The organism is Streptomyces sp. NPDC110618 (assembly GCF_055657065.1).
Genome location: NZ_JBVKBN010000032.1, coordinates 41,501 through 67,893 on the forward strand (window position 1 = coordinate 41,501; position 26,393 = coordinate 67,893).

The 26,393-nt window shown below is 71.4% G+C and carries 26 protein-coding genes and 1 riboswitch; of the genes, 9 read left to right on the plus strand and 17 right to left on the minus strand.

The window, feature by feature from the left end; translation table 11 throughout:
- Positions 1-28 precede the first annotated feature (28 nt).
- Both ACZ7L7_RS34800 and ACZ7L7_RS34805 read left to right on the plus strand, forming a co-directional pair.
- Complete coding sequence (locus ACZ7L7_RS34800) at positions 29-1,369, plus strand: MFS transporter (protein WP_285511685.1); 1,341 nt, start codon at positions 29-31, stop codon at positions 1,367-1,369.
- 255 nt (positions 1,370-1,624) lie between these two features.
- Positions 1,625-1,999 (plus strand): RNA polymerase-binding protein RbpA, encoded by a 375-nt coding sequence (locus tag ACZ7L7_RS34805; RefSeq protein WP_003977404.1) that lies wholly within the window; start codon positions 1,625-1,627, stop codon positions 1,997-1,999.
- A gap of 105 nt (positions 2,000-2,104) precedes the next feature.
- Here ACZ7L7_RS34805 and fxsA read toward each other — a convergent pair whose 3' ends face one another.
- The 4 genes from fxsA to ACZ7L7_RS34825 form a co-directional block, all read right to left on the minus strand.
- Positions 2,105-2,662, minus strand: coding sequence for an FxsA family membrane protein (fxsA, locus tag ACZ7L7_RS34810; RefSeq protein ID WP_285511340.1), 558 nt, complete (start codon positions 2,660-2,662; stop codon positions 2,105-2,107).
- Positions 2,663-2,785: 123 nt separating this feature from the next.
- The gene (locus tag ACZ7L7_RS34815) at positions 2,786-3,601 is read right to left on the minus strand and encodes a polyprenol monophosphomannose synthase (protein ID WP_471429940.1); all 816 of its coding nucleotides are present in this window, start codon (positions 3,599-3,601) and stop codon (positions 2,786-2,788) included.
- A gap of 547 nt (positions 3,602-4,148) precedes the next feature.
- A complete protein-coding gene (locus tag ACZ7L7_RS34820; protein ID WP_453604213.1) occupies positions 4,149-5,750 on the minus strand; it encodes an amidohydrolase in 1,602 nt (533 codons plus the stop codon).
- Between the two features lie 48 nt (positions 5,751-5,798).
- Positions 5,799-6,239: an Lrp/AsnC family transcriptional regulator gene (locus tag ACZ7L7_RS34825; RefSeq protein WP_093718899.1), complete on the minus strand. Its 441-nt coding sequence runs from the start codon at positions 6,237-6,239 to the stop codon at positions 5,799-5,801.
- A 268-nt stretch (positions 6,240-6,507) separates the two neighbouring features.
- Between ACZ7L7_RS34825 and ACZ7L7_RS34830 the strand changes: the two genes are divergently transcribed.
- Both ACZ7L7_RS34830 and ACZ7L7_RS34835 read left to right on the plus strand, forming a co-directional pair.
- The gene (locus ACZ7L7_RS34830; RefSeq protein ID WP_453604211.1) at positions 6,508-6,951 is read left to right on the plus strand and encodes a hypothetical protein; all 444 of its coding nucleotides are present in this window, start codon (positions 6,508-6,510) and stop codon (positions 6,949-6,951) included.
- Positions 6,952-7,100: 149 nt separating this feature from the next.
- A complete protein-coding gene (locus ACZ7L7_RS34835; protein WP_472077881.1) occupies positions 7,101-7,349 on the plus strand; it encodes a hypothetical protein in 249 nt (82 codons plus the stop codon).
- Here the strand turns inward: ACZ7L7_RS34835 and ACZ7L7_RS34840 are convergent.
- The 4 genes from ACZ7L7_RS34840 to ACZ7L7_RS34855 all read right to left on the minus strand — a co-directional run bounded on the left by ACZ7L7_RS34840 (position 7,312) and on the right by ACZ7L7_RS34855 (position 11,087).
- A complete protein-coding gene (locus ACZ7L7_RS34840) occupies positions 7,312-8,484 on the minus strand; it encodes an acyl-CoA dehydrogenase (protein WP_285511344.1) in 1,173 nt (390 codons plus the stop codon). The genes ACZ7L7_RS34835 and ACZ7L7_RS34840 overlap by 38 nt on opposite strands.
- Before the next feature lie 248 nt (positions 8,485-8,732).
- Complete coding sequence (locus ACZ7L7_RS34845) at positions 8,733-9,392, minus strand: TetR/AcrR family transcriptional regulator (RefSeq protein ID WP_285511345.1); 660 nt, start codon at positions 9,390-9,392, stop codon at positions 8,733-8,735.
- Between the two features lie 91 nt (positions 9,393-9,483).
- On the minus strand, positions 9,484-9,624 hold the full coding sequence (locus ACZ7L7_RS34850; RefSeq protein ID WP_285511346.1) for an SCO1431 family membrane protein: 141 nt from the start codon (positions 9,622-9,624) through the stop codon (positions 9,484-9,486).
- Positions 9,625-9,722: 98 nt separating this feature from the next.
- Positions 9,723-11,087 carry a peptidase C39 family protein gene (locus ACZ7L7_RS34855; RefSeq protein ID WP_472077882.1) on the minus strand — a complete coding sequence of 455 codons (1,365 nt, stop codon included), beginning with the start codon at positions 11,085-11,087 and terminating at the stop codon, positions 9,723-9,725.
- 196 nt (positions 11,088-11,283) lie between these two features.
- Between ACZ7L7_RS34855 and ACZ7L7_RS34860 the strand changes: the two genes are divergently transcribed.
- Together ACZ7L7_RS34860 and ACZ7L7_RS34865 are read left to right on the plus strand one after the other, a co-directional pair.
- Positions 11,284-11,904, plus strand: a complete 621-nt coding sequence (locus ACZ7L7_RS34860; RefSeq protein WP_285511686.1) for a uridine kinase family protein — start codon at positions 11,284-11,286, stop codon at positions 11,902-11,904.
- 430 nt (positions 11,905-12,334) lie between these two features.
- Positions 12,335-14,197 carry an AAA family ATPase gene (locus tag ACZ7L7_RS34865; RefSeq protein ID WP_285511348.1) on the plus strand — a complete coding sequence of 621 codons (1,863 nt, stop codon included), beginning with the start codon at positions 12,335-12,337 and terminating at the stop codon, positions 14,195-14,197.
- A 43-nt stretch (positions 14,198-14,240) separates the two neighbouring features.
- Here ACZ7L7_RS34865 and ACZ7L7_RS34870 read toward each other — a convergent pair whose 3' ends face one another.
- From ACZ7L7_RS34870 to ACZ7L7_RS34910, 9 genes are all read right to left on the minus strand, one after another.
- On the minus strand, positions 14,241-15,287 hold the full coding sequence (locus tag ACZ7L7_RS34870; protein WP_285511349.1) for a hemolysin family protein: 1,047 nt from the start codon (positions 15,285-15,287) through the stop codon (positions 14,241-14,243).
- Entirely contained in the window at positions 15,284-16,609 is a 1,326-nt protein-coding gene (locus ACZ7L7_RS34875) for a hemolysin family protein (RefSeq protein ID WP_471429931.1), read from the minus strand. The genes ACZ7L7_RS34870 and ACZ7L7_RS34875 overlap by 4 nt, the downstream gene beginning before the upstream one ends.
- A 198-nt stretch (positions 16,610-16,807) precedes the next feature.
- The gene (locus ACZ7L7_RS34880) at positions 16,808-17,260 is read right to left on the minus strand and encodes a PH domain-containing protein (protein WP_472077883.1); all 453 of its coding nucleotides are present in this window, start codon (positions 17,258-17,260) and stop codon (positions 16,808-16,810) included.
- Positions 17,261-17,273: 13 nt separating this feature from the next.
- Positions 17,274-18,122 (minus strand): ATP phosphoribosyltransferase, encoded by an 849-nt coding sequence (hisG, locus tag ACZ7L7_RS34885; protein WP_471591741.1) that lies wholly within the window; start codon positions 18,120-18,122, stop codon positions 17,274-17,276.
- Positions 18,123-18,191: 69 nt separating this feature from the next.
- Positions 18,192-18,464 carry a phosphoribosyl-ATP diphosphatase gene (locus ACZ7L7_RS34890; RefSeq protein WP_081223298.1) on the minus strand — a complete coding sequence of 91 codons (273 nt, stop codon included), beginning with the start codon at positions 18,462-18,464 and terminating at the stop codon, positions 18,192-18,194.
- Between the two features lie 34 nt (positions 18,465-18,498).
- Positions 18,499-18,984 (minus strand): 6,7-dimethyl-8-ribityllumazine synthase, encoded by a 486-nt coding sequence (gene ribH, locus ACZ7L7_RS34895; RefSeq protein ID WP_093718911.1) that lies wholly within the window; start codon positions 18,982-18,984, stop codon positions 18,499-18,501.
- A 37-nt stretch (positions 18,985-19,021) separates the two neighbouring features.
- Positions 19,022-20,362 carry a bifunctional 3,4-dihydroxy-2-butanone-4-phosphate synthase/GTP cyclohydrolase II gene (locus ACZ7L7_RS34900; RefSeq protein WP_285511351.1) on the minus strand — a complete coding sequence of 447 codons (1,341 nt, stop codon included), beginning with the start codon at positions 20,360-20,362 and terminating at the stop codon, positions 19,022-19,024.
- A complete protein-coding gene (locus ACZ7L7_RS34905) occupies positions 20,359-21,000 on the minus strand; it encodes a nicotinamide mononucleotide transporter family protein (RefSeq protein WP_472077884.1) in 642 nt (213 codons plus the stop codon). The genes ACZ7L7_RS34900 and ACZ7L7_RS34905 overlap by 4 nt, the downstream gene beginning before the upstream one ends.
- A complete protein-coding gene (locus tag ACZ7L7_RS34910) occupies positions 20,997-21,590 on the minus strand; it encodes a riboflavin synthase (RefSeq protein WP_250749555.1) in 594 nt (197 codons plus the stop codon). Before ACZ7L7_RS34910 ends, ACZ7L7_RS34905 begins: the two co-directional genes overlap by 4 nt.
- A gap of 149 nt (positions 21,591-21,739) precedes the next feature.
- A riboswitch (FMN riboswitch) is annotated at positions 21,740-21,870 on the minus strand.
- Positions 21,871-22,122: 252 nt separating this feature from the next.
- Here ACZ7L7_RS34910 and ACZ7L7_RS34915 point away from each other — a divergent pair.
- The 3 genes from ACZ7L7_RS34915 to ACZ7L7_RS34925 all read left to right on the plus strand — a co-directional run bounded on the left by ACZ7L7_RS34915 (position 22,123) and on the right by ACZ7L7_RS34925 (position 26,290).
- Positions 22,123-24,456 (plus strand): chitinase C-terminal domain-containing protein, encoded by a 2,334-nt coding sequence (locus tag ACZ7L7_RS34915; protein WP_471591739.1) that lies wholly within the window; start codon positions 22,123-22,125, stop codon positions 24,454-24,456.
- A 101-nt stretch (positions 24,457-24,557) separates the two neighbouring features.
- Positions 24,558-25,442 carry an RNA polymerase sigma-70 factor gene (locus ACZ7L7_RS34920; RefSeq protein WP_285511355.1) on the plus strand — a complete coding sequence of 295 codons (885 nt, stop codon included), beginning with the start codon at positions 24,558-24,560 and terminating at the stop codon, positions 25,440-25,442.
- Between the two features lie 104 nt (positions 25,443-25,546).
- Complete coding sequence (locus ACZ7L7_RS34925) at positions 25,547-26,290, plus strand: SDR family oxidoreductase (RefSeq protein WP_285511356.1); 744 nt, start codon at positions 25,547-25,549, stop codon at positions 26,288-26,290.
- Positions 26,291-26,393: the final 103 nt, after the last annotated feature.

Sequence of the window (26,393 nt, forward strand, 5' to 3'; positions counted from 1 at the left end):
GTGAGGGGCGCGGGTGGACACCGGCACCATGGGCACGACGGCGGCCGAGCAGGTCGCGGACCGGCGCCGCGAACAGCGCGGCTGGTACTTCTACGACTGGGCCTGCTCCGTCTATTCGACGAGCGTGCTCACGGTGTTCCTCGGCCCCTACTTGACCTCGGTCGCCGAGAACGCCGCGGACGCGGACGGCTTCGTCCATCCGCTCGGTATCCCGGTGCGCGCCGGGTCCTTCTTCGCCTACTCGGTGTCCCTGTCGGTGATCGTGGCCGTGCTGGTGATGCCGCTGGTCGGCGCCGCCGCCGACCGCACGGGCCGGAAGAAGCCGCTGCTGGCGGCCGCCGCGTACACCGGGGCGGCCGCGACGACGGCGATGTTCTTCCTGGACGGCGACCGCTATCTGCTCGGCGGCGCCCTGCTGGTCGTCGCCAACGCCGCGCAGTCCGTGGCGATGATGCTCTACAACTCCTACCTGCCGCAGATCGCCCCGCCCGAGGAGCGCGACGCGGTCTCCTCGCGCGGCTGGGCCTTCGGCTACGCGGCGGGCGCCCTCGTCCTCGTCCTGAACCTGGTGCTGTATCTCGCCCACGACAGGTTCGGCCTCTCCGAGTCCGCCGCCGTGCGGATCTGCCTGGCCTCCGCCGGACTGTGGTGGGGCGCCTTCACGCTCGTCCCGCTCCGGCGCCTGCGCGACCGCCGCTCGGCCGCCCAGGGCATCGCGACGCCGACAGCAACCGGCTTCCGGCAGCTCGCGGCGACCCTGCGCGACATGCGTCGCCACCCGCTGACCCTCGCCTTCCTGCTGGCATACCTGGTCTACAACGACGGCATCCAGACGGTGATCTCCCAGGCCTCCCTCTACGGCTCCGAGGAACTGGGGCTCGGCCAGTCCACGCTGATCGGCGCCGTACTGCTGGTCCAGGTGCTGGCGGTGGCCGGGGCGCTGCTGCTGGGGCGGCTGGCGAGAACCTACGGCGCGAAGCGCACCATCCTCGGCTCGCTGGTGGCGTGGACGGTGACGCTCGCGGCCGGCTACTTCCTGCCCGCCGGGGCGCCGGTGTGGTTCTTCGTCCTGGCGGCCGGGATCGGACTGGTGCTCGGCGGCAGCCAGGCCCTGTCCCGTTCCCTGTTCTCCCATCTGGTGCCGCCGGGCAAGGAGGCCGAGTACTTCTCCGCATACGAGGTGAGCGACCGCGGAATGAGCTGGCTCGGCCCGCTGCTGTTCGGGCTCACCTACCAGCTGACCGGGAGCTATCGCGACGCGATCATCTCCCTGGTGGCGTTCTTCGCGCTCGGGTTCGTCCTGCTCGCACGGGTTCCGGTGCGGCAGGCGATCGCGGCGGCCGGGAACCCCGTTCCGGCAAGGATTTAGCGTTGGACGCGAAAGGGCTGTAGTGTACGCGTTTGGCCTGCCAGGCGTACCGTTACTGCGCGTCAAAGATGCCGAAACGCTGGGTGACATCTGCTAGCAGATGTGACAAACCGGGCGCCGGTGGGTAGAACAAGGGGCGGCTACGACGGCGACGCATGACCCGGAACGGGAATCTTTACCGCCGACCGGACGTTGACCGGATGACGACGACAGCGACACCTGTCCTGTGGGCGACAAGCCCGGGAGGCACGATTCATGAGTGAGCGAGCTCTTCGCGGCACGCGCCTCGTGGTGACCAGCTACGAGACGGACCGCGGCATCGACCTGGCCCCTCGCCAGGCCGTGGAGTACGCATGCGAGAAGGGGCACCGCTTCGAGATGCCCTTCTCGGTCGAGGCGGAGATCCCGCCGGAGTGGGAGTGCAAGGTCTGCGGGGCCCAGGCACTCCTGGTTGACGGTGACGGCCCTGAGGAGAAGAAGGCCAAGCCCGCGCGTACGCACTGGGACATGCTGATGGAGCGGCGCACCCGCGAGGAACTCGAAGAGGTCCTTGAGGAGCGCCTGGCCGTTCTGCGTTCCGGCGCGATGAACATCGCGGTCCACCCGAGGGACAGCCGCAAGTCGGCCTAGTCCCAGCGGGTCCGGAACCCGAGAGAGCAACACAAGACCGCGGGCGCCGTACGTTTCGACGTACGGCGCCCGCGGTCTTCGTGTGTCCGCGTGAGTGGGCGGCGCTCAGTGGGTCAGCGGGGGCCGCCGGTCCTCAGGGGTGTCCCGCGGTTCGTCCCGGATGACCTCGCCCTGTACGACCTTGCCGTCGGGCCGGCGGATGCGGGCCTGCTGGAAGGCGTCGCCCAGGGAGCCGGGTCCGGCCTGGCGGAGCTTCTTCTCGACCGTCCGCTCCGCGTACCGGCCGAGCGCCTTCTGGACCGGCGGGACCAGCAGGAGCAGACCGACCGCGTCCGAGATCAGCCCGGGCAGCATCAGCAGCAGGCCGCCGAGCATCATCAGGCCGTTGCCGCCGCCGGAGGGCGCCGGGGTGCCACCGCGCTGCAGTGCCTCGTTGAGGTTCTGGAAGGCGCGCCGGCCCGCGCGCTTGATGACCACGCCGCCGAGCACCAGGCCGGCGACCAGCAGCAGGAAGACCACGAAGCCGCTCGTCGCGTCGGCGACCAGGAGCAGCAGCCAGATCTCCAGCACCAGCCAGGCGGCGATGCCCAGCGGCAGGAAGGTGCGCAGCCGCGAGCGCCGGGGCCGCGCGGGATACGTGGGACTCGGAGCGCCAGTCGTCATGCGTCCAGTGTGCCTGGCGGCGGCTCAGTGCGGGATAAGCGCCGGTGGCGGGGTTACGGCCGGGCGGCTCGGCGGGTTACGGCCGGGCGGCTCGGCGGGTTACGGCCGGGGCGGCTCGGCGGGTTACGGCCGGGGCGGCCCGGCGGGCTTCTTCCCCCGCCCGAGGAGCTTGCCCGCCCTCTCCTGCGCGCCCCAGGTGGTGACCCGCCACAGGGCCTCGACGAGGATGTCGCGGCTCATCTTCGAGTCGCCCAGCTCGCGCTCGACGAAGGTGATGGGCACCTCGACCACGTGGTAGCCGGCCTTGACCGCGCGGCGGGCCAGGTCGACCTGGAAGCAGTAGCCCTGCGAGGCCACGTCGTCGAGGCCGAGACCCTCCAGGGTCTCGCGGCGGAAGGCGCGGTAGCCGCCGGTGATGTCGCGCAGCGGCAGGTCCAGGGCCACCCGGGAGTACAGGCTGCCGCCGCGGGAGATGAACTCCCGGCTCTTGGGCCAGTTCACCACCCGGCCGCCGGGCACCCAGCGCGAGCCGAGCACCAGGTCGGCGCCCTTGAGGGCGGTGAGCAGCCGGGGCAGTTCCTCGGGGCGGTGGGAGCCGTCGGCGTCCATCTCGACCAGCACGCCGTAGCCGTGCTCCAGGCCCCAGCGGAAGCCCGCGAGGTAGGCGGCGCCGAGGCCCTCCTTGCCCTTGCGGTGCAGCACCTGGACGTGGTCGTCCTCGGCGGCCAGTTCGTCGGCGAGCTTGCCGGTGCCGTCGGGGCTGTTGTCGTCGGCCACCAGGATGTGCGCTTCGGGTACCGCCGTGCGCACCCGGCCGACGATCGCCTTGATGTTCTCCGCCTCGTTGTAGGTCGGAATGATCACCAACGCCGTGCCGAGCGGGCCGAACCGCTTCCCCGAGGACTCCGCCTCACGGATCCCGTCGCCGTCGTTGCTCACTGCTGCCCCTTCGTGTGCGTCCGCAGATGCACCACCTTAGTGGTCTCGGCCTGCGATTACGTGACATCACGTTCGTATGGTGGTGTTCATTGCACAAGAGCGGGGTAGTCATCCGCATTTCGGATCATGCCGTCGCGCGGCGGATGGGGGCCCGGCACCCTTCGGGCCGACCTGGGACCCGCTGGCTGCGGGTCGACCGAAAGCCGTTGTCTACTGAGCACCCGGGCCCCACCCGGGTCACACCTCCCCGACCGGCCGGAACGTTCCCTCGCCGTGGCGCGGGCGCTGAGCCTGGCTCCCAGTGACGGTGCCCCGGTGCGGCACACCGTCCCTGACCCAGCGGCGTTCGCGACGAGTTCCCGGACGTTGCCTGGTGCCGGGTCGGGCGTCCGGTGGTGGACTCGCCGAACCTACCCGCCCCCCGCCGTCGGCTGTCAACAGCCGTCTGATCTGCGACTTCTCAGCCAATGCCCTGGTCAGCGGGGAGGATGCGCAGGTCGCGCGACGCGGTGGCGGCGCCGGATCGGCGGTACGCCACCCCGGGAGATCACTCGCCCGGCCGTACGAACACCGTCCGTCCGCCGACCACCGTGCGCAGACAGACCGGCAGGTCACGGCCGGGGGTGAGATCGGGCAGGCCGGGGGTGCCGGAGCGGGGGTCGGTGGACCAGCGGGCCACCCGGTCGTCGGGGGCCTGCACGACCAGTTCGTCGGTGCGCCACACGGCGTAGTCGGCGGGCGCGCCGGGCACCAGGACGCCCGCGTCGTCGCGGCCGGTCGCCCGCCAGCCGCCCCGGGTGTGCGCGGTGAACGCGGCCCGTACCGAGACCCGGTGCTCGGGGGTGCGGTGGAAGGCGGCGGCGCGGACCGTGCCCCAGGGGTCCAGCGGGGTCACCGGGCTGTCGGAGCCGAAGGCCAGCGGCACCCCGGCCCGCAGCAGCGCCGCGAAGGGGTTGAGGGTGCGGGCCCGCTCGGCGCCCAGGCGGGCGGCGTACATGCCCTCCTCGCCGCCCCACAGGGCGTCGAAGGCGGGCTGGACGGAGGCGGTCAGGCCGAGCTCGGCGAAGGCGGCGATGGTCTCGGGGGTGAGCATCTCGACGTGCTCGACCCGGTGCCGGGCGGCGCGGACGCGGGCGAGGCCGACCTTCTCGGCGGCGGCGCGCACGCCCTCCACGACGGCGGTCACGGCGGCGTCGCCGATGGCGTGGAAGCCCGCCTGGAGCCCCGCCTCGGTGCAGGCGGCGACATGCTCCGCGACTGCGGCGGCGTCCAGGTAGGCCACGCCGGTGTGCTCGGCGTCGGCGTACGGCCCGTGCAGACAGGCGGTGTGCGAGCCGAGGGCGCCGTCGACGAAGAGGTCCCCCGCCGCGCCCACCGCGCCGAGCGCGCGTGCCTTGTCGACGTCGCGCTCGGCCCAGTAGCCGACCACCCGGGGGCCCGGCTCCTCGGCGGCGAGCCGGAGCAGACCGGTGAAGTCGTCCTCGGAGGAGATGTCCGGGCCCGCGCACTCGTGCAGGGTGCCGATGCCCAGGGAGGCGGCGTGGGCGAGGGCGGCGCGCTGGGCCTCGGCGCGCTGGGCGGGGGTGACGGCGCCGAGCGCGGCGGCCCGTACGGCGTGGTGGGCGTCGGCGGTGAGCGGGGCGTCGGGCGCGTCGAGGCCCGGGACCAGGTCCAGCAGGGCCGTGGTGACGACCGCCGAGTGGACGTCGATGCGGGAGAGGTACAGGGGCCGTCCGCCGGTCGCCGCGTCCAGCTCGGCCCGGGCCGGCGGGCGGCCGCCGGGCCAGCGGGCGGCGTCCCAGCCGTGGCCGAGCAGGACCTTGTCGTGCGGGCGGGTGGCGGCGAAGTCCCGTACGAGGTCCAGGGCCGCCTGACGGGTGGGGGCGGCGGACAGGTCGAGGCCGGTCAGGGCGAGGCCGGTGGCGGTGGTGTGCACATGGGCGTCGGTGAAGGCCGGGGTGACCAGGGCGCCGTCCAGGTCCACGACCTCGTCCACACCGTCCGCGAAGGCGTCCGCGGCGCCCTCGGAGCCGACCCAGGCGACCTGGCCCCGCTCGACGACCATCGCGGTGGCGAACGGGTCGGCGGGGCTGTGGACCTCTCCGCGGCGGAGCAGGACGGTGGTGGACTCGGCGGTGCGCTCACTCATGGGGAACAGTCTCGCGCCTGTCCGGGGCCGTCCTGCGCGCGGGTCGCCTCAGATGCGCGGCGGGCGTGCCTCGTAGGGCGTGGACAGGACCACCGTCGTACGGGTGGAGACGCCGGCCAACGAGCGCAGCCGGGCCAGGAGTTCCTCCAGTTCGTGCGGGGTCGACACGCGCACCTTGAGGATGTAGTTCTCGTCGCCCGCGACGCTGTGGCACGCCTCGATCTCCGGCACCCCGGCGAGTCGCTCCGCGATGTCGTCGGGCGCGCTGGGGTCGAACGGCTTCACCGAGATGAAGGCGGTCATGGGCAGCCCGACCGCCTCGGGGTCCACGACCGCGCGGTAACCGCGGATGACGCCACGCTGTTCGAGCCGTCGCACCCGCTGATGCACGGCGGATGTGGACAGGCCCGTGGCCTTGCCCAGGTCGGTGTAGCTCATACGCCCGTCCTTGACGAGCAGCTGCACGATCTGTCGATCCAGCTCCTCCATGGCGCAAGAACCTACAGTGCCCCTGACCTCCCGGGACACCTCGGCGGCCCAGGTCATACCCAGTTCGTGATCTGCGGGCGCCCGGCCGGTGGGCCGGCCGGGGGACAAACCGGCCGCCGCGGGCACCTGCGGGCGGCATGTGACGAACGCCACAGGCATGGAACCGGCTCCGTGATGTTCTCGTGATTACCGCCGAGACGGGGCGGGAAGTGCTTGCTGTGGTCGAGGCCGCAGTGCCTGAACGGCCCAGCCCGAGGGGGAGAATCCCATGCAGAGTCTGAAGCGCCCCGGTCGTACCGCGGCAAAGCGTTCCAAGCCGGTTGTCGAGCCCGAGCCGGAGGGCGTCGAACCCGTCGCGTCCGATGCCGCGGACGAGGAGTTCGACGCGTACGACACCTTCGAGATGTACCGGGTGATCTGCCCGGACTGCGCGCAGCCCATCGCGCTGCTGGCGGACGAGGAGGTCCTGCCGGAGCACGCGCTGTGCGCCTCGCCGTGGAACCCGTTCGGCCTGACCGTGTGCGCCGGCACCGGCCGCCGCGCCAGTGAGGCCCGCTCCGCGGACGAGTCGGCCGAACCCCAGGAGCAGGACACCGCCCTTCTGTTGACGCTCCCGCAGGGCCTCGACTGGCGGATGCAGCCCTTCTCGCACGTCGGCGGCCCGGGCTCACGCCCGATGCGCGTACCGACGATGCGGCGCCACGCCGCCTGAGAGCGGCCCCGTAGCGCACCACCCCGAACCCGTACCGCGGCTCCTGACGTGCCGCGGTGCGGTTTCGGCGGTTCTCGGTGGGCAGCGGCGAACGCACTCCCGAATCGGGGGACCGGTGACCTGCCCGGTCACCCCCGCGTTGCCCTGGTATGACCCCCACCTATTCCACGACCGGGCGTCAGCTCCGCATCTTCGTTCCGCCACCCGCAGAATCGCTTCCGCCGGCACCGCCGCTCCACCCCGACCCGCCGATCTACCGGGACCTGGTGCGTACGTGGGCGGGCCGGGGCCGCACGCTGCCGGGCCGCCACGACCCGGAGTGGGTCAGGCTGGCGGCGCCGACGGTGCGGCCCGGTGCGTTCAGCGCCCCTCGGGACCCGCGAGGTGACGGGCGATGACCATGCGCTGGATCTGATTGGTGCCCTCGACGATCTGGAGCACCTTGGCCTCGCGCATGTAGCGCTCGGCCGGGAAGTCGGCGGTGTAGCCGTAGCCGCCGAGGATCTGCACGGCGTCCGTGGTCACCTTCATCGCGGTGTCGGTGCAGTGCAGCTTGGCCATGGCGGCCTGCTTGGCGAACGGCCGCCCCGCGTCCCTCAGCCGCGCCGCCGCCAGGTACAGCGCGCGGCCCGCCTCGATCTGGGTCGCCATGTCGGCGAGCATGAAGCGCAGGCCCTGGAAGTCGGAGATCGGCCGTCCGAACTGCTTTCGCCCCCGCGCGTACGTCAGGGCCTCGTCCAGCGCCGCCTGGGCCACGCCTATGGCGCAGGCCGCGATGCCGAGCCGCCCGGAGTCCAGCGCGGACAGGGCGATGGCGAAGCCCTGGCCCTCCTCCCCGAGGCGCCGGTCGTCGGAGACTCGGACGCCGTCGAAGTGGACCTGGGCGGTCGGGGAGCCCTTCATGCCCATCTTCTTCTCGGGCGCCGCCGCGCTCAGCCCCTCGGCGTCGCCGGGCACCAGGAAGGCGGTGATCCCGCGCGGGCCGTCCTCGCCGGTGCGGGCCATGACCGTGTAGAAGTCGGCGATGCCGCCGTGGGTGATCCAGGCCTTCGTGCCGGTGATCACCCAGTCGTCGCCTTCGCGCACCGCCTTGGTGCGCAGGGAGGCGGCGTCGGAGCCGGAGGACGGCTCGGAGAGGCAGTAGGCGCCCAGCAGTCCGCCGCCGAGCATCGCGGGCAGGTGCTCGACCTGCTGTTCCTTGGTGCCGTAGGCGGCGAGGGCGTAGGAGGCCAGGGTGTGCACGCTGACTCCGAGGCCGACCGTGAGGCGGGCCGCCGCGAGCTCCTCAAGGACCTGGAGGTAGACCTCGTAGGGCTGCTCGCCACCGCCGTACTCGGCGTCGTAGGGAAGTCCGAGCAGTCCCGACTCGGACAGCAGTCGGAACACCTCGCGCGGGAAGCGTCCGGCGTCCTCCTCCTCGGCCGCCTTCGGGGCGATCTCGCGCTGGGCGATGTCGCGGACGAGCGAGATCAAGTCCCGGGCCTCGTCCGTGGGCAGTTGCCGGTCCACCGGCTGCGGGGCGCGGTCGGGCATGGCGACGCTCTCCTCCCTTTTCGGGCGCATCGGCGGACGTGCGCCTTGGGTGGGGCGGCTCCGCCGGGGTCTCACTTGGTGCGGGCCGAGGCTCGCACTCCCGGGTCACGGAAGCTGCTGACCAGCGGCTGTGCGCTGTGAGTATGCCCGATTGGAGGCACCCAGTCACCAGTTAACGACCGCTTACTCCAAGAAAGCTGGAGCCGACCGCATTGGTCCGGACCAATGATCCGTAAAGGGGAGTCGTGTCACCGCTCGCGGCGGGCCGGGGCCGGCGCCGGGAAGGAGGGGGCGAGTTCCTCGACGGCGCGCAGGGCGCCGCCCAGCATCTTCACCAGCAGGTCGCGCATGGTGTCGCGGGAGAGTTCGGGACGGTCGATCCAGTCCAGGGCCGCACCCTCGACGCTGCACACCCAGGCCAGCAGACCCATCCGGGCCACCGGGTCGATGTCGGTACGGCCGTACGCGCCCTCGGCGATGGTCGTGATGATCGCCTCGCGCACCCCGTCCCGGATGCCGTGCACCTCGGTGTCGAAGCCGACGCCGCCGCTGACGATGGTGCGGTAGGCGGCCTGGTTGGCCTCGGCGTAGCGCAGATAGCTGTCGATCGTGCGGTGGACCCGCTCCACCGGGGGCAGTTCGACACCGCTCGCCGCATAGGTGACCAGGTCGGCGACGGAGTCCTCGATGATCGCCAGGTAGTAGCCGCGCTTGGACTGGAAGTAGTAGTAGATCAGCCCCTTGGCGACATGGGCGTGGCGCGCGATGTCGTCCATGGAGAGCGCGTCGTAGGAGGTGTCGGCGAACAACCTCCGCCCGATGGCGATGAGTTCGGCGCGCCGGGCCGCCGATCGCTCGGTACCGCGGGGCCGGGGCCGGACGACGGCAACGTGCTGCTGACTGTTCAATGTCGACCCTGGTCTTCATACGGGCGGCGGGACATCCGCAGTATGACAGGTTCGAATATGTGTCAGGTCACACCGGTCGGGTCACAACGGGTCAGAGCAGGCCGAGTTGGGTCACGAGCATCGCGACCACCACGACCAGGGTCCACCCCATGACGTGTTCGAGGATCTTCGGGCCGTTCTCCTGGGGCCCGCCGGTGCGGACCCGGCCGGCCGTCGCTGCGTTCGTGCTCATCCGCCCACCTTGCCACCGGGCGGGGCTTTTGCGACCGAGAGTTTGGTCACAGGGGACGGCCCCCGGACCCGTGTCCGAGGGCCGCCGCCGCCCACCCGTCAGCGCACGCCCACCGAGGCCAGCGCCAGCCGCTGGCGGCCCGAGGGACGGGCCGGGAAGTACAGGTAGCAGACGCCTCCGGTGCCCGAGACGACCTTGCCGCTGGCGTTGTACCGCTTGGTGCGCAGCCAGATGTTCTCGAACTCGCGCCTGCGGTAGACCCGCCGCACGGCGTCGTTGGTCGGCGAGGCCGGGTCGTTGGCGATCACGTCGCCGTCGGCGGTGAAGCCGATCACGGTCATCAGATGGCCCGAGGTGCCGTACCCCGCCCCGGTCAGCTCCTCCTTCAGGAAGGATTGGGACGTTATGGCCGGGATATCGGCCGCGATCAGCCGCTCCAGCTCGGCCAGTGAGCCGAGCCGCGTGACCACGCCCTGGAGGCCGTCGAAGGTGGCCGCGTAGGCGGCGTTGAACGGCCAGTTGCCGCAGCCGCCGTACTGGTAGTCGTAGGTGTACCGGGCCGCGTGGCACACCTGCGGATCGGCGAACGTCGGGTCCACCCAGGCCAGTTGCTCCGGGGTGAGCCGGCCGCCCCAGTACTCGATGATCATCTGCGAGGAGGTGGGGCTGCACCAGGCCTCGCCGCCGTTGTCGTACTCGGGGTACTGGCCGACGTGGATCTCCTGCGAGTACCGGGGCACCGCCAGTTCCTGGGCGAGGCCCGGCGTGGAGGCCGGGACGGTGAAGCGGTCCGGGATGTCGGAGCCCATCGCGCCGAGCCGCCACACGACCGGCGACTTCTTCGTGCCGGGCCTGCGGTACAGGGTCAGCCTGAGCCGGTACGCGGTCAGGCGTAGGCCGGTCGCCGGGTCGTCGATGGCGAAGGTGTCGGTCCAGACGGTCGACCTGTCGTCGGTCTGGTCGTCGACGGAGGTCCGCTTGATGTCCTCGTCCCCGGCGGCCCAGCGCCCCATCACGTACCAGGGGCTGTCGGTGCCGTCGGAGTAGGTGCCCTTCAGTTCGATCTGGATCCAGGTTCCGGCCGGGGTGTGCGCGTTCCAAGAGGCGATGGCCTCGGTCGAGGGCACGGACAGCCGGTGGACCGGCGAGGTCCAGGTGGCGTACTCCCAGGTGGCGGTGGTGCCGGTGTGCGGGTCGGTGTAGTCGGCGAGGCCGATGGGGGAACCGATCATCACGCCGGGCCGGGAGCCCGCGACGGCACGGGTGCCCCTGGTGGTGCCCGAGCGCCAGTCGGTGTACGTCGTCCAGGCGCGGTTGTCGATCGGGCGGGCCGGGTGCTTGCCGTGGCCGGGCGCCCCGGTGGGGGCGGCGGCGGCCGGTACCGCGCCGGCGCCACCGGCCACGGCGGCGGCGACCGCGGCGGTCAGGACGGTTCTGCGGGACGGCTGTTCGGATCTGCTCATGGGCGGAAAGACCCCCAGGTGTCCGAGTCGGGGCAGGTCCTTATGGTGTGTGGGCCAACTATGGACGTACGAAAGGGCTCCTGCCAGCACTTCGGGGCATGCCGCCGCAGGAACATTGGACTCGACCTCTGACATCACCCGGGGGCCGGATCACTAGACTCGGCAGGCACCTGCCCCACACCCTCCGGGACCCGTCATCGACCAGTTCGCCTCGCGCCTTCTCCGCCTGTCCCCCTCCTGTGGTCCGGTCCGGCTGGTCGGGGTCGACGGGCACGCCGGGTCCGGGAAGTCCACGTTCGCCGCGCGGCTGGCACGAGCGCTGGGCGGGGCGCCGGTGCTCCGGCTCGACGACATCGCCAGCCACGACGAGCTGTTCGACTGGACCGACCGGCTGCTGACCCAGGTGATCACCCCCCTCTCCCGCGGCGAGAGCGCCCACTACACCCCCTACGACTGGCACGCCCGTGCCTTCGGGGCCCCCGTTCCGCTGCCGCCCTCCCCCGTCGTCCTCGTCGAGGGCGTCGGCGCCGGGCGCCGGGCGCTGCGGCCGTATCTGGCTTTGCTCCTGTGGATGGATCTGCCGCGCGAGCAGTCCTGGGCACGGGGCCGGGCGCGGGACGGAGAGGAGCAGCGGGAGTTCTGGGACGGCTGGGTCCGGGCGGAGCGGAAGCACTTCGCGGACGACCCCTCGAAGCCCTTCGCCGACTGGCTGGTACGTCAGTGCGAGGAGGGATACGAGGTGCGTCCCGGGCCTGCCGGGACAGGAGAAACGGACCACTTCCTCACCCTCAGTGACGGACCGTCCCCAATGTGGTGAAGTTGTGAAGGGCGGCCTGCGAGAACTCGCCGGAGTGCCCCAACTCGGCTTGACCCAAGGGCCGTACAGGTCTTACGTTCTCAATGTGCGGTCCTCGAAGGCCGCCCGAAAGACGCGAAGCCCCCGGTTGTTCCCCCGTGATCGGGGGCTTCGTTCTGCCCTGACCCCGTTTTCCGGCCGTACCGAGGCGAAATCCGCTCACCCTCGGTCACCGTTTCGTGCGCTCCGGATCCGTCCCCACCTCGCCAAACGGGCCGTGCGGGACCCTGGGGCGGGCGACACCACCGCAGGTACGATGCCCTCGGTGCGACCTGGACAGTTGCTCCGCGCACCGTTGCAACTGCGGTCCGCCGTACGGCGGTTCGACTTGGCGGCCGACGGGTGAACGCCCGCCGGCCAACCGACGGGGGCACGGTTTGTGGGGGACGTGATGGACTTCGGCACGCAGGGCCCCGAGGCCCCGGCCGACCTCGCCTGGTTGCGAGGCGTGGACGCCTACACCATGGGCGCCTATCCGCAGGCGGAGGAGGAGTTCCGCACCGCGGTGCGGATCGATCCCGGCATGGCCGACGGCTGGCTCGGCCTGCACGCGCTGCGCGTGGACACCACGACCGCGCTGCTGCGGATGTTCCGCCACCGCGACCGCTTCGGCGAACAGCGCGCCCGCCACCGCCGCACCCTCAACTCCTGGTACTGGCTGGGCTGGTGGGTGCAGCCGGTGCTGGAGAGCCCGCGCGACCTGCTGCTCGCGCACGCCTCGCACTGGCTGGACGGCCGCCACGTGCCCGAACTGGACCGGGCCCTGGCCGGTCTGCCGCCGGTGGACACCGACCCCCAGGTCCGCTTCCTGCACGCCTGCCGGGCCTACCTGGTCAAGGACTGGGAACAGCTCGTACGGCACACCGACCCGCTGCTCGACGACCCCATGCTCGGCATCGAGGCCGGGCTCTTCGGCGGCATGGCCCGGGTCCGCCTGGAGATGTACGGCCAGGCCGAACCGCTGCTGTCCACGGCGCTGATGCGCTGCCGCAGCGAGCAGCCGCAGCGCAAGGAACTGCGCTACTGGCTGGCCCGCGCCCACGAGGGCACCGGCCGCTCGGCCGCCGCGCTGCCGCTGTACCGGGCGGTGCACCGGGTGGACCCCGCCTTCATGGACACCTCCGCCCGGCTCGCCGCCATCGCCGAGGGCGACGGGTACGAGGAGGCCGGCGATCTCGCCCCGATCACGCTGACCGGGTTCGGCCAGGACTCCGTGGACGGCCCCGACACCCTGGACCCGCTCTTCGGCGAGGGCCGCGACCTGAAGCTCTCCGGTCCCGAGATGCCCTCCTCCGGTCCGCTGCCCCCGGTGCCCGATCCTGCCGTACGGGAGCGGGCGAGCCTGCCCGGCCAGCCGCCGCCCGCGGGACCCACCGACCCCGGGTTACTTGAGGAGGCGCTCGCCGAACTGGAGCGCATGGTGGGCCTGGAGCCGGTCAAGCGCCAGGTGAAGGCGCTGTCCGCGCAGCTGAACATGGCCCGGCTGCGGGCGGGGCAGGGGCTTCCGGTCCAGCCGCCGAAACGGCACTTCGTCTTCTCCGGGCCCTCCGGCACCGGCAAGACCACGGTCGCGCGCATCCTGGGCCGCGTGTTCTACGCGCTCGGCCTGCTCGGCGGCGACCATCTCGTCGAGGCACAGCGCGCCGACCTCGTCGGCGAGTACCTCGGGCAGACGGCCGTGAAGGCCAACGAGCTCATCGACTCCGCGCTCGGCGGCGTTCTCTTCGTCGACGAGGCGTACTCGCTGTCCAACTCGGGCTACGGCAAGGGCGACGCGTACGGCGACGAGGCGCTCCAGGTGCTGCTGAAGCGGGCCGAGGACAACCGGGACCACCTGGTGGTGATCCTCGCCGGGTACCCCGAGGGCATGGACCGGCTGCTCGCCGCCAACCCCGGGCTCTCCTCCCGCTTCACCACTCGCGTGGACTTCCCCTCCTACCGCCCGCTGGAGCTCACCGCGATCGGCGAGGTGCTGGCCGCGGAGAACGGCGACGTGTGGGACGAGGAGGCCCTGGACGAGCTGCGCTCCATCGCGGGGCACGTGGTGGACCAGGGCTGGATCGACGAGCTGGGCAACGGACGGTTCCTGCGCACGCTGTACGAGAAGAGCTGCGCCTACCGGGATCTGCGGCTGTCGACGTACCCCGGGACGCTGACGCGGGACGACCTGTCGACTCTGCGGCTGCCGGACCTGATGCAGGCGTACGGGGAAGTGCTGTCGGGCCGGGGGCCCCAGGACCCGCCGGGGATGTGAGCCCGCGCCCCCTGGGGGGCGCGGGGCCACGTCAGTTGTGGACCTAGCTCGCCAGCGCCTGCTTCGGCAGGGTCCGGTGCGCCGGGTCGGTCACCTCCCCGACCAGCAGTTCCAGGACGTCCTCCAGCGCCACCAGGCCGAGCACCCGGCCGGAGGCGTCCGCGACCTGTGCCAGATGGGTCGCCGCCCGCCGCATCACCGTCAGGGCGTCGTCCAGCGGGAGTTCGGGCCGCAGCGTCGTCATCGGCCGCCACACCTGCTGCGGCACCGCCCGTTCGGTGTCCTCCAGGTCCAGTACGTCCTTCACGTGCAGATAGCCCATGAAGGCGCCCGAGTCGGCGACCACCGGGAAGCGGGAGTACCCGGTGCGGGCGGTGAGGCCGACGATCTGACCCGGGGTGACCGAGGGCGGGACCGTCACCAGGGACTCCCGGGCCAGGAGCACGTCCGTGACCGGGCGGGACCCCAGTTCCAGGGCGTCCTCCAGGCGTTCCTGCTCCTCGGGGTCCAGCAGACCCGCCTGGCCCGCGTCCTCCACCAGCCGGCCCAGCTGCACGCTGGTGAAGACCGCCTCCACCTCGTCCTTCGGCTCCACGCGGAAGAGCCGCAGGATGCCCTGGGCGCAGGCGCCGAGGGCGACGGTGATCGGGCGGCACAGCCGGGCGAAGGCGACCAGGCCGGGGCTGAGCCACAGCGCGGCCTTCTCCGGCGCGGCCATCGCCAGGTTCTTCGGGACCATCTCGCCGATGACGAGGTGGAAGAAGACAACCGTCGCGAGGGCGATGACGTACCCGAGGGGGTGGATCATCGCGTGCGGAAGGTGGATCCAGGCGAAGACCGGTTCCAGGAGGCGGGCCACGGTCGGTTCGGCGACCGCGCCGAGCGTCAGGGAGCAGACCGTGATGCCGAACTGGGCGGCCGCCATCATCTGCGGCAGGTGTTCCAGGCCGTAGAGCACCTGGCGGGCGCGGGCGGTGCCGAGCGGTTCGATCTGGCTGCGGCGCACGGAGACCAGCGCGAACTCGGCGCCGACGAAGAAGCCGTTGGCGAGCACGAGCAGGGCGGCGAGCAGGAGTTGGAGCAGGCTCATCGGGCGGCCTCCGCCACGGGGGCGGTCCGCACCAGGCGGACCCGCTCGGCGCGGTAGTGGCCGACCTGGCGCACCGACAGCCGCCAGCCGGGCAGTTCGGCCTTGTCGCCGGGGACCGGGATCCGGCCGAGCAGATCGGCGACGAGTCCGGCGACGGTCTCGTACGGGCCCTCGGGCACGTCGAGACCTATCCGCTGCAGGATGTCGACCCGGCAACTGCCGTCGGCGTCCCAGGCGGGCCTGCCGTCCTCGGCCGGGGCCGCGGCGAGTTCGGGCAGGTCCTGTCCGTCGTGCTCGTCGCGGACCTCGCCGACGATCTCCTCGACGATGTCCTCCAGGGTGACCACACCCGCGGTGCCGCCGTACTCGTCGACCACGACCGCGATGGGCTGCTCGCTGCGCAGCCGGGCCAGCAGCGGCCGGACCGGCAGGGTCTCGGGGACCAGCAGGGGCGGGCGGGCGATCGCGTCGACCGGGGTGCGCAGCCGCTCGGCGGCGGGCACGGCGAGCGCGTCCTTGAGATGGACCATGCCGACGACCTCGTCGATGCGCTCCCGGTAGACGGGGAAGCGGGACAGGCCGGTGGCCCGGGTCAGATTGACCACGTCCTCGGCGGTCGCGGACGACTGGAGCGCGCTGACCTTCACCCGCGGGGTCATCACGTGCTGCGCGGCCAGCTCGCCGAGCGAGAGGGTCCGTACGAACAGGTCCGCGGTGTCCTGCTCCAGGGTTCCGGCGCGCGCGGAGTGGCGGGCCAGGGAGACCAGTTCACCGGGGGTGCGCGCGGAGGCCAGCTCCTCGGTGGGCTCGATGCCCAGGGCGCGTACGAGCCGGTTGGCGACGGCGTTCAGGGCGGCGATGACCGGCCGGAACAGGCGCGCGAACACGTGCTGCGGGCCCGCGACGAAGCGGGCGACCTGCATCGGGCGGGACACCGCCCAGTTCTTCGGCACGAGTTCGCCGATCACCATCTGCACGGCCGAGGCCAGCAGCATGCCGACCAGGACGGCGACCCCGGAGACGGCGCCCTCGGGGACGCCGGTCGCGGTGACGGGGCCATGCAGCAGCGCGGCGAGCGCGGGCTCGGCCAGCATGCCGACCACCAGGGAGGTGATGGTGATGCCGAGCTGGGTGCCGGAGAGCTGGAAGGAGAGTTCCTTCAGGGACTCGACCACGGTGCGGGCGCGTCGGTCGCCCTCGGCGGCGGCCTTCTCGGCCTCCGGGCGTTCGACCGTGACCAGGCCGAACTCGGCGGCCACGAAGAAGCCGTTGGCGAGGATCAGCAGGAATGCCGCGGCAAGGAGCAGCAGGGGGATGGTCATGCCGCCGCCTCGGTATGTCGGGAGGGGGCGGCGCAGGTACTACAGGACGATCCGTCCATCGCTGGAGGGGGTCACTCCTCGGGTAGCAGGGGGCCGCTGCGCACCCAGGGGGAGATCAGCGGCGGAGGCGTTACGACAACGCCTCCGCCAACAGATTAATCAAGAGGGGGCCGCCTACGGCAGATCCCTCGTGCCGGCCTACGGCAGATCCCTCGTGCCCCGGGCCTCCGCGAGGGCCCGCAGCGCGCGGGCGTCGGCGATGGCCCGCTGCTTGGCGATACCGGGCTGGATGCCGAGCGCGGGCAGGCTGGTGCCGTCGCTGAGGTCGAGGAAGACCCAGGGGTCACCCGGGCGGAGGTTCACCTGGATGATCTCGGCCCACTCCAGCCGGCGGCGGCTCGCGATGTTCACGACCGTCACTCCGGAGTCCTCGGCGACGACCTTGACCCGGGCGAGCATCGCCAGGACGCCGAACATCAGCGCGCCGGTGAGGACGAAGCTGAGCCGCTCGCCGGGGCCGAGCTTCTCCAGCAGCAGGGCCACCGCGGTGATCACCACGAGGATCGCGGCGCCCGCGGTGAGCAGCACGGCCCGGGTGCGGCCCGGCCGGAAGGTGACGGGCAGTTCGGGGAGGTCGGGCTGGTCGGACATCGCTCTCGGGTCCTCAGAGGCGGCAGGCGTGGATGGCCGTCGTCAGGATGGCCCGCGCGCCGATGTCGTACAGGTCGTCCATGATCCGCTGCGCCTCCTTGGCGGGGACCATCGCGCGGACGGCGACCCAGCCCTCGTTGTGCAGCGGGGAGACGGTCGGGGACTCCAGGCCGGGGGTGAGCGCGACGGCCTTCTCCAGCTGCTCGACCCGGCAGTCGTAGTCCATCATCACGTACGTCCGGGCCACCAGGACGCCCTGGAGGCGGCGCAGGAACTGCTGCACCTTGGGGTCCTCGGTGTCGGCGCCGGTACGGCGGATGACGACGGCCTCGGACTTCATGATCGGCTCGCCGAAGACCTCAAGGCCCGCGTTGCGCAGCGAGGTGCCGGTCTCGACGACGTCCGCGATGACCTCGGCGACACCCAGCTCGATGGCCGTCTCGACGGCGCCGTCGAGGTGGACGACGGAGGCGTCAATGGCGTTGTCGGCGAGGTGGCGCTCGACGATGCCCTCGTAGGAGGTGGCGACCGTCCTGCCCTTGAGGTCCTCCAGGCCGTTCGCGGTGCCGGGCTTGGCGGCGAAGCGGAAGGTGGAGCGGGCGAAGCCGAGCGGGAGGATCTCCTCGGCGTCCGCGCCGGAGTCGATCAGCAGGTCGCGGCCGGTGATGCCGATGTCGAGGCGGCCGGAGGAGACGTAGATCGCGATGTCGCGGGGGCGGAGGTAGAAGAACTCGACCTCGTTCTCCGGGTCGACGATGCGCAGTTCCTTGGACTCGCGGCGCTGCTGGTAGCCGGCCTCATGCAGCATGTCCGCCGCAGGGCCTGAGAGGGAACCCTTGTTGGGGACGGCGATGCGCAGCATGAGGTCGGCTTCCTTACGTTGTGTGGTTCGCGGCGGTTCGCGAGTGATGTGCGGGTGTGCGGCGTTGGCTCAGAGGTGGGCGTAGACGTCGTCCAGGGAGATCCCGCGGGCGACCATCATCACCTGGACGTGGTACAGCAGCTGGGAGATCTCCTCGGCTGCCGCGTCCTTGCCCTCGTACTCGGCGGCCATCCAGACCTCGGCGGCCTCTTCGACGACCTTCTTGCCGATGGCATGGACGCCCTTCCCGACCAGTTCGGCGGTGCGGGAAGTGGCGGGGTCGCCGGTGGCGGCCTTCTGCTGGAGCTCGGTGAAGAGCTCCTCGAACGTCTTCTTGGACATGGTGACGCTCAGCCTATGCCACATACCCGCTTCGTCAGCGCCAGGGTTCGGATACTGAACGCAAGGTGGCCGCGGTGGCGACCGCCGCGGTGACCGCCTCGTGCCCCTTGTCCTCGCTGGAGCCCTCCAGGCCGGCCCGGTCCAGGGCCTGCTCCTCGGTGTCGCAGGTGAGCACGCCGAAGCCGACCGGCACCCCGGTCTCCACCGAGACCTGGGTCAGGCCCTGGGTGACGCCCTGGCACACGTAGTCGAAGTGCGGGGTGCCGCCCCGGATGACGACGCCGAGGGCGACCACGGCGTCGTAGCCCCGTCCGGCGAGGACCTTGGCGACGACCGGCAGCTCCCAGCTGCCGGGGACCCTGAGCAGGGTCGGCTCGTCGATGCCGAGGTCGTGCAGGGCGCGCAGGGCGCCGTCCACCAGGCCGTCCATCACCTTTTCGTGCCACTGCGCCGCGATGACGGCGACCCGCAGATCGCCCACGCCCTGTACGGACAGTTCCGGTGCGCCCTTGCCGCTCACGTCTCTCCTTCGGAGTGTTTCTCGGTGTCGCTGTCGTCTACTGGTTGCCGCAGGCGGAGACGGGGGCCGCCTCCAGCCAGGGCAGGTCGTGGCCCATCCGGTCCCGCTTGGTGCGCAGGTAGCGGATGTTGTACTCGCCCGCGGTGACGGGCATCGGCTCGCGGTCGGCGACCTCGATGCCGTGCCGGACGAGGGCGTCGGTCTTGTCGGGGTTGTTGGTCATCAGGCGGACGCTGGCGACCCCGAGGTCCTTCAGTATCCGCGCCCCGGCCGCGTAGTCCCGGGCGTCGGCGGGCAGGCCCAGCTCCAGGTTGGCGTCCAGGGTGTCGCGGCCGCGCTCCTGGAGCTCGTAGGCGCGCAGCTTGGACATCAGGCCGATGCCACGGCCCTCGTGTCCGCGCAGGTAGACCACGATGCCGCGGCCCTCGGCCTGGATGCGCCGAAGGGCGGCGTCGAGCTGGGGGCCGCAGTCGCAGCGCTGGGAGCCGAAGACGTCGCCGGTGAGGCACTCGGAGTGGACCCGGACCAGGACGTCCCGGCCGTCGCCGATGTCGCCGTGGACGAGGGCGACGTGCTCGACGCCGTCGACGGTGGAGCGGTAGCCGTAGGCGGTGAAGGTGCCGTGCCCGGTGGGCAGGTGCACCTCGGCCTCGCGGCGGACGACGGGGGCCGCGGCCGGTGCGGTCTGCGGGACCTCGGTGGCCCGGGCGTCCGGGGTCTTTGTGGCGCGGCGGTAGGCGATCAGGTCCTCGATGGAGATGATCGACAGGCCGTGCTTGCGGGCGAACGGGATCAGGTCGGGCAGCCGCAGCATCCGGCCGTCGTCCCCGGCGATCTCGACGATGGCGCCGGCCGGGCGCAGCCCCGCGAGGCGGGCGAGGTCGACGGCTGCCTCGGTGTGGCCGTTGCGGACCAGGACGCCGCCGGGACGGGCGCGCAGCGGGAAGATGTGGCCGGGGCGGACGAAGTCGCCGCCCTCGGCCTTGCCGCTCGCCAGCAGCTGGAGGGTGGTGGAGCGGTCGGAGGCGGAGATGCCGGTGGTCACGCCGTGGACGGGTGCGGCGTCCACGGTGACGGTGAACGCGGTCCGCATGGACTCGGTGTTGTTCTCCACCATCAGCGGGATGCCGAGCCGGTCCAGCTCCTCGCCCTCCATGGGGGCGCAGATCATGCCGCGGCACTCGCGCATCATGAACGCGACGATCTCGGGGGTCGCCTTCTCGGCGGCGACGATGAGGTCGCCCTCGTTCTCGCGGTCCTCGTCGTCGACGACCACGACGGGGCGGCCGGCGGCGATGTCGGCGATGGCCTGCTCGACGGGGTCCAGCGACCAGTCCTCGATGTTTTCGGTGCCGTACAGGGCGGTTGAGGTGCTCACGCGGGCGCTCCTTCCAGGACGGGCCGCGGGTCCCTGCGGGAGCGCAGCCACCAGTCGCGCATGCCCCACAGGACGAGTGCGCCGTAGATGACGTAGACGAAGCCGGAGAAGGCGTAGCCGTTGGCGAAGTTCAGCGGGACGCCGACCAGGTCGACCAGGAGCCAGGCGATCCAGAACTCGACCATGCCGCGGGCCTGGGCGTACATGGCGACGACGGTGCCGACGAAGATGTAGGCGTCCGGCCAAGGGTCCCAGGACAGGCTCGGGTACGCCTTGAAGATCAGGGCCACCGCGACGGTGCCGGCGGCAGCGGCGGCGACCATGGTGGCGCGCTCCGGCCAGGTGGCGAAGCGGACGGCGATCCTGCCGTCCTCGGCCTTGCCGGTGCCGCGGCTCCACTGGGACCAGCCGTACAGCGCGACGGCCATGACGACGGCCTGCTTGCCCGCGCTGCCGCTGAGGTGCCCGTAGAAGGCGCCGAAGAGGACGAGACCGGAGAGGAACTGGACCGGCCAGGTCCACAGCGAGCGCCGGAAGCCGAGCGCGAGGGTGATCAGGCCCAGGGTGTTGCCGATCATGTCCGACCAGATGATGTGCTGGCCGAACAGGACGAGGGCCTCGGAGTTGAGCGTGTTCACCTGGCTGCTCCCAGCAGGCGTTCGACGTACTTGGCGACGACGTCGACCTCCAGGTTGACCGGGTCGCCGGGCTGCTTCACCCCGAGCGTGGTCAGGGCGAGCGTGGTGGGGATCAGGCTCACGGTGAAGTAGTCCGGGCCCGCGTCGACGACGGTGAGGCTGATGCCGTCGACGGTGATGGAGCCCTTCTCCACGACATAGCGGGCCAGGTCCACGGGCAGCGAGATCTTGATGATCTCCCAGTTGTCGGAGGGCTTGCGCTCCAGGACGGCGCCGGTGCCGTCGACGTGGCCCTGCACGATGTGGCCGCCGAGCCGGGCGCCGACCGCGGTGGGGCGCTCCAGGTTGACGCGGGAGCCGACGCCGAGGGCGCCGAGGCTGGAGCGGTTGAGGGTCTCGGCCATCACATCGGCGGTGAACTCGTCGCCCTCGTGCTCCACGACCGTGAGGCAGACGCCGTTGACCGCGATGGAGTCGCCGTGCTTGGCCCCCTCGGTCACGACGGGACCGCGTACGCGGAAGCGACAGGAGTCACCGAGGTTCTCGACGGCGGTGATCTCGCCCAGCTCTTCGACGATTCCGGTGAACACGTCCCGGGTCCTCCTGCCTCAACGGGGCACGGACTCCGGGGCTGTCGACGAACGACAGAGACTGCGGACTGCGACACCGGGGGCGACGCCGGTGAGAATCGTCCCGAAGGACGTGCTCAGCATCGGCGGCGCGCACGAATGCCCGCCCGCCGCGCACTGCCTCCCATCCGGACTTTAACCGTCGGTCCAGGAATTTCACCTGGTCAACCGGCCGCTGGAAGCGGTCGGGTCGCGGACTGTAACCGCCGGTTCGGACTTTCACCGACCCCGGAGTGCGCTGCTTTAGGTACAGGGCCAGTGTGCCACGCCGGGACTGCGTCCATGCGGGCGAAGGCTGTGGGGTGGCTCACAGAAGATCACGCCGAGGCTCCCCGACCACTCCCGCCGAGGCTCCGCAGGCCACTCCCGGCGCATCCCACGGGCCACGCCCGGCGCCCCGCGCATCACTTGAACCCCGAATTGGTCCATACCTATTGACGCATTGGTCTAGTCCTCCCTATGGTCTGCGCAACTTCCGTGGAGAGGAACCGACTTGCTGTCACGCAACCGAGCGAGAACCTCCCTGCTCGCGGGCGCCGCGGCCGTCGCCGGGCTGCTGTTCGCGGGTCTGCCGGCCACCGTCTCGCACGCCGCCGACCAGGAGTCCTGTCGCCCCGACGGGCTCTACACCACGCCCGGCGTGGACGTCCCGTACTGCTCGGTCTACGACACCGAGGGCCGGGAGAAGATGGGCGCCGACCACCAGCGCCGGGTGATCGGCTACTTCACCGGCTGGCGCACCGGCAAGGACGGCACGCCCGCCTACCTCGCCCCGGACATCCCGTGGGACAAGATCACCCACATCAACTACGCCTTCGCGCACATCGACGGCTCGAACAAGATCTCCGTCGGCGCGGACGGCCCCACCAACGCCTCGACCGGGATGACCTGGCCGGGCGTGAGCGGCGCGGAGATGGACCCGGGCTACTCCTACAAGGGCCACTTCAACCTGCTGAACAAGTTCAAGAAGCAGCACCCGAACGTCAAGACGCTGATCTCGGTGGGCGGTTGGGCGGAGACCGGCGGCTACTTCGACGCAAACGGCGACCGAGTGAACTCGGGCGGCTTCTACTCGATGGCCACCAACGCCGACGGCTCGGTGAACCAGGCGGGCATCGAGACCTTCGCGAACTCGGCCGTCGACTTCATCAGGAAGTACGGCTTCAACGGCGTCGACATCGACTACGAGTACCCGACGACGATGAAGGACGCGGGCAACCCGCTCGACTGGTCGGTCTCCAACGGCCGCCGGGCCGGACTGGTCAAGAGCTACGCGGTGCTGATGAAGACGCTGCGCGAGAAGCTCGACCGGGCGGGCGCGGCGGACGGCAAGCACTACCTGCTCACGGTCGCGGCCCCCTCCTCCGGCTATCTGCTGCGCGGCATGGAGACCTTCCAGGTGCAGAAGTACCTGGACTACGTCAACATCATGTCCTACGACCTGCACGGCGCCTGGAACGAGTACGTCGGCCCGAACGCCTCGCTCTTCGACGACGGCAAGGACGCCGAACTGGCCGCCGCGGGCGTGTACGGGGCCTCCCAGTACGGCGGCATCGGCTACCTCAACACCGACTGGGCCTACCACTACTTCCGCGGCTCGATGCCGGCCGGCCGCATCAACATCGGACTCCCCTACTACACCCGGGGGTTCAAGAACGTCACCGGTGGCACCGACGGCCTGTGGGGCAAGGCGTCCGCCACCAACTGCCCGGCCGGGTCCGGCCTGACCAAGTGCGGCGACGGCGCCACCGGCATCGACAACCTCTGGCACGACCTGGACACCAACGGCAAGGAGTCGCCCGCGGGTTCGAACCCGATGTGGCACGCCAAGAACCTGGAGAAGGGCGTCGTCGGCGACTACGTGACCAAGTACGGCTTCCCCGCCGACACGAAGCTGACCGGCACCTACGCCCGCAAGTACGACTCCACCCTGGTCGCGCCGTGGCTGTGGAACGCCGAGAAGAAGGTGTTCCTGTCCACCGAGGACGAGCAGTCGGTGAAGGCCAAGGCCGACTACGTCGTGGACCGCGGCATCGGCGGCACCATGGTGTGGGAGCTGGCCGGCGACTACCAGTGGAACGCGGCGAAGGGTCAGTACGAGCCGGGCTCGACGCTGACCACCGCGATGTACGACAAGTTCAAGTCCGCCTCCCCGTACGGGGCGAAGGTCTCCAACAAGGCGCTGCCCACCAAGGCGGTCAACATCGGTGTGGAGTTCGGGGAGTTCAAGCTCGGTGACTCCAACTACCCGATCACGCCGAAGGTGAAGATCACCAACAACACCAAGTCCACCCTGCCGGGCGGCACGGAGTTCCAGTTCGACTACTCGACCGCCGCTCCGGCCAACGCCTCCGACCAGTCGGGCTTCGGCGCGAAGGTGATCAGCAGCGACCACACCGGCTCCAACGTGGGCGGTCTGAAGGGCGACTTCCACCGGGTCTCGCTGAAGCTGCCGGGCTGGCAGTCGCTGGCGCCGGGCGCGTCGGTGGAGCTGTCCTTCAACTACTACCTGCCGGTGTCCACTCCGTGGAACTGGACGGTGAACATCAACGGCACGACGTACGCGCTGGCCCAGGACCTGGCCCGGGGCGTCACGGTCGTGGAGCCGGGCTCGGACACCACCCCGACCCCGGACCCGACGGACCCGACGCCGACTCCCACGCCGGGTGACTGCACCGCGCCCGCGTGGGACTCCTCGAAGGCGTACGGCGGCGGCACCGAGGTCTCCCACAAGGGGCACACCTGGAAGTCGAAGTGGTGGACGCAGGGCGAGGAGCCCGGGACCACCGGTGAATGGGGGGTGTGGCAGGACCTGGGCGCCTGCTGACCCCGTGGCAGGACCGGCCCGGCGGCGGTGACGACGGCCCTTGCCCGCCGCCGGGCCTCCCAACGCTCACCCTGCCGTGCCCGCATGGCAGGGTGACATGCATGACGACGACCGCGGACGAGTTCGAGGACCACCGCCCCCGGCTGTTCGGGCTGGCGTACCGCATGCTGGGCTCCGCGCAGGAGGCGGAGGACGCCGTCCAGGACGCCTATCTACGGTTCAGCACCGCCGAGCGCGCCGAGATCACGCACCCCGGTGCCTGGCTGGCCAAGGTCGTCACCAACCTCTGTCTGTCCCGGCTGACCTCGGCGCGCGCCCGCCGGGAGGTGTACGTCGGGGAGTGGCTGCCGGAGCCGGTCCTCACCTCCGACGGCACGCTCGGCCCGCTGGAGTCCGCCGAGCAGCGGGAGTCGGTGTCGCTGGCGATGCTGGTGCTGCTGGAACGGCTCACTCCGACGGAGCGGGCCGTTTTCGTGCTGCGGGAGGCCTTCGGGTACGGCCACCGGGAGATCGCCGAGGCGCTGGAGCTGACCGAGGCCAACTGCCGTCAGCTGTACCGGCGGGCGGTGCGCCGGGTGGGCGAGCCGGGCTCCCGTTTCGAGGCCGAGCCGGAGCGGCGGCGGAAGCTGGTGGAGTCGTTCATCACGGCCGCGCGGGAGGGCGACGTGTCCGCGCTGGAGAAGGTGCTGGCGGCCGATGTGACCTGGACCGGCGACGGCGGCGGCAAGGTCAGCGCGGCCCGGCGTCCGATCGAGGGCCGCGACCGGGTCTCCCGGTTCCTGGTGGGGACGCTGCAGACCTTCCTGGCCGGGGTGGAGTTCTCGGCGGTCGAGATCAACGGCGACACGGGCATGGCCGCCTGGTCCGGCGACACACTGCTCTCGGTGGTCGCCTTCGAGGTCCGCGACGGCGCCATCGTCCACGCGCGCGCCGTGCTGAACCCGGAGAAGCTGGACTTTGTACGGCGTCAGCTGACGCGGGGCTGAATTCCCGCCCGGGACTGTCACATTTCGCGCGGGTGATCGGTCTGAGCTGGTGCGGGAGCCTCGGTCGGGTCGGGGCTCCGCCCTGCGAGAGGACGGAAACAGCGATGACCACGATCCTGGTGACCGGCGGTACCGGAACCCTCGGGCGGCTCGTCGTCGAGCGGCTGCGGGCGGACGGGCACGAGGTGCGGGTGCTCAGCCGGCACACCCAGCCCTACGCGGTGGATCTGCGGGAGGGCGGTGCCGGGCTGGACGCGGCCGTGTCCGGGGCGGACGCGATCGTGCACTGCGCGTCGTCGCCCCGGGGCGGTGACGAGGACGCGGCCCGGAATCTGATCGCCGCCGCGCGGAAGGCCGGGGTGGGGCATCTGGTGTACATCTCGATCGTCGGGGTGGACCGGGTGCCGTTCGGCTACTACCGCAGCAAGCTCGCCGTGGAGCGGCTGATCGAGGACTCGGGGCTCGGCTTCACGGTCCTGCGCGCCACGCAGTTCCACGATCTGCTGGCCCAGCTCTTCGGCACGCTCGCCAAGGCGCCGGTGCTGCTGTTGCCTGCCGGGGTGCCGGACCAGCCGGTGGAGGTGGCCGAGGTGGCGGCCCGCCTGGCGGAGCTGGCGCTCGCGCCGCCCGCGGGGCGCGTGGAGGACATGGCGGGCCCGGAGGTGCGGTCGATGGAGTCCCTGGCCCGCGCGTTCCTCCGGCTGACCGGCCGCAGGCGCCCGATCCTGAACGTCCCGCTGGCCGGGAAGGCGTACCGGGCTTTCCGGGAGGGCGGCCACCTGGCGCCCGAGCGGGCGGTGGGCAAGGGCACGTTCGAGGAGTATCTGGCGGTACGGAACAGCCGCTGACGTCCGCGGGATGCTCCTATGGATGTCAAGCGGCTTCGGCGAGGTCGCTGTGGGTGGCGTCGCGCCCGGTGTGCGGTGTGTGGAGTGACTTGATGAGGATGCG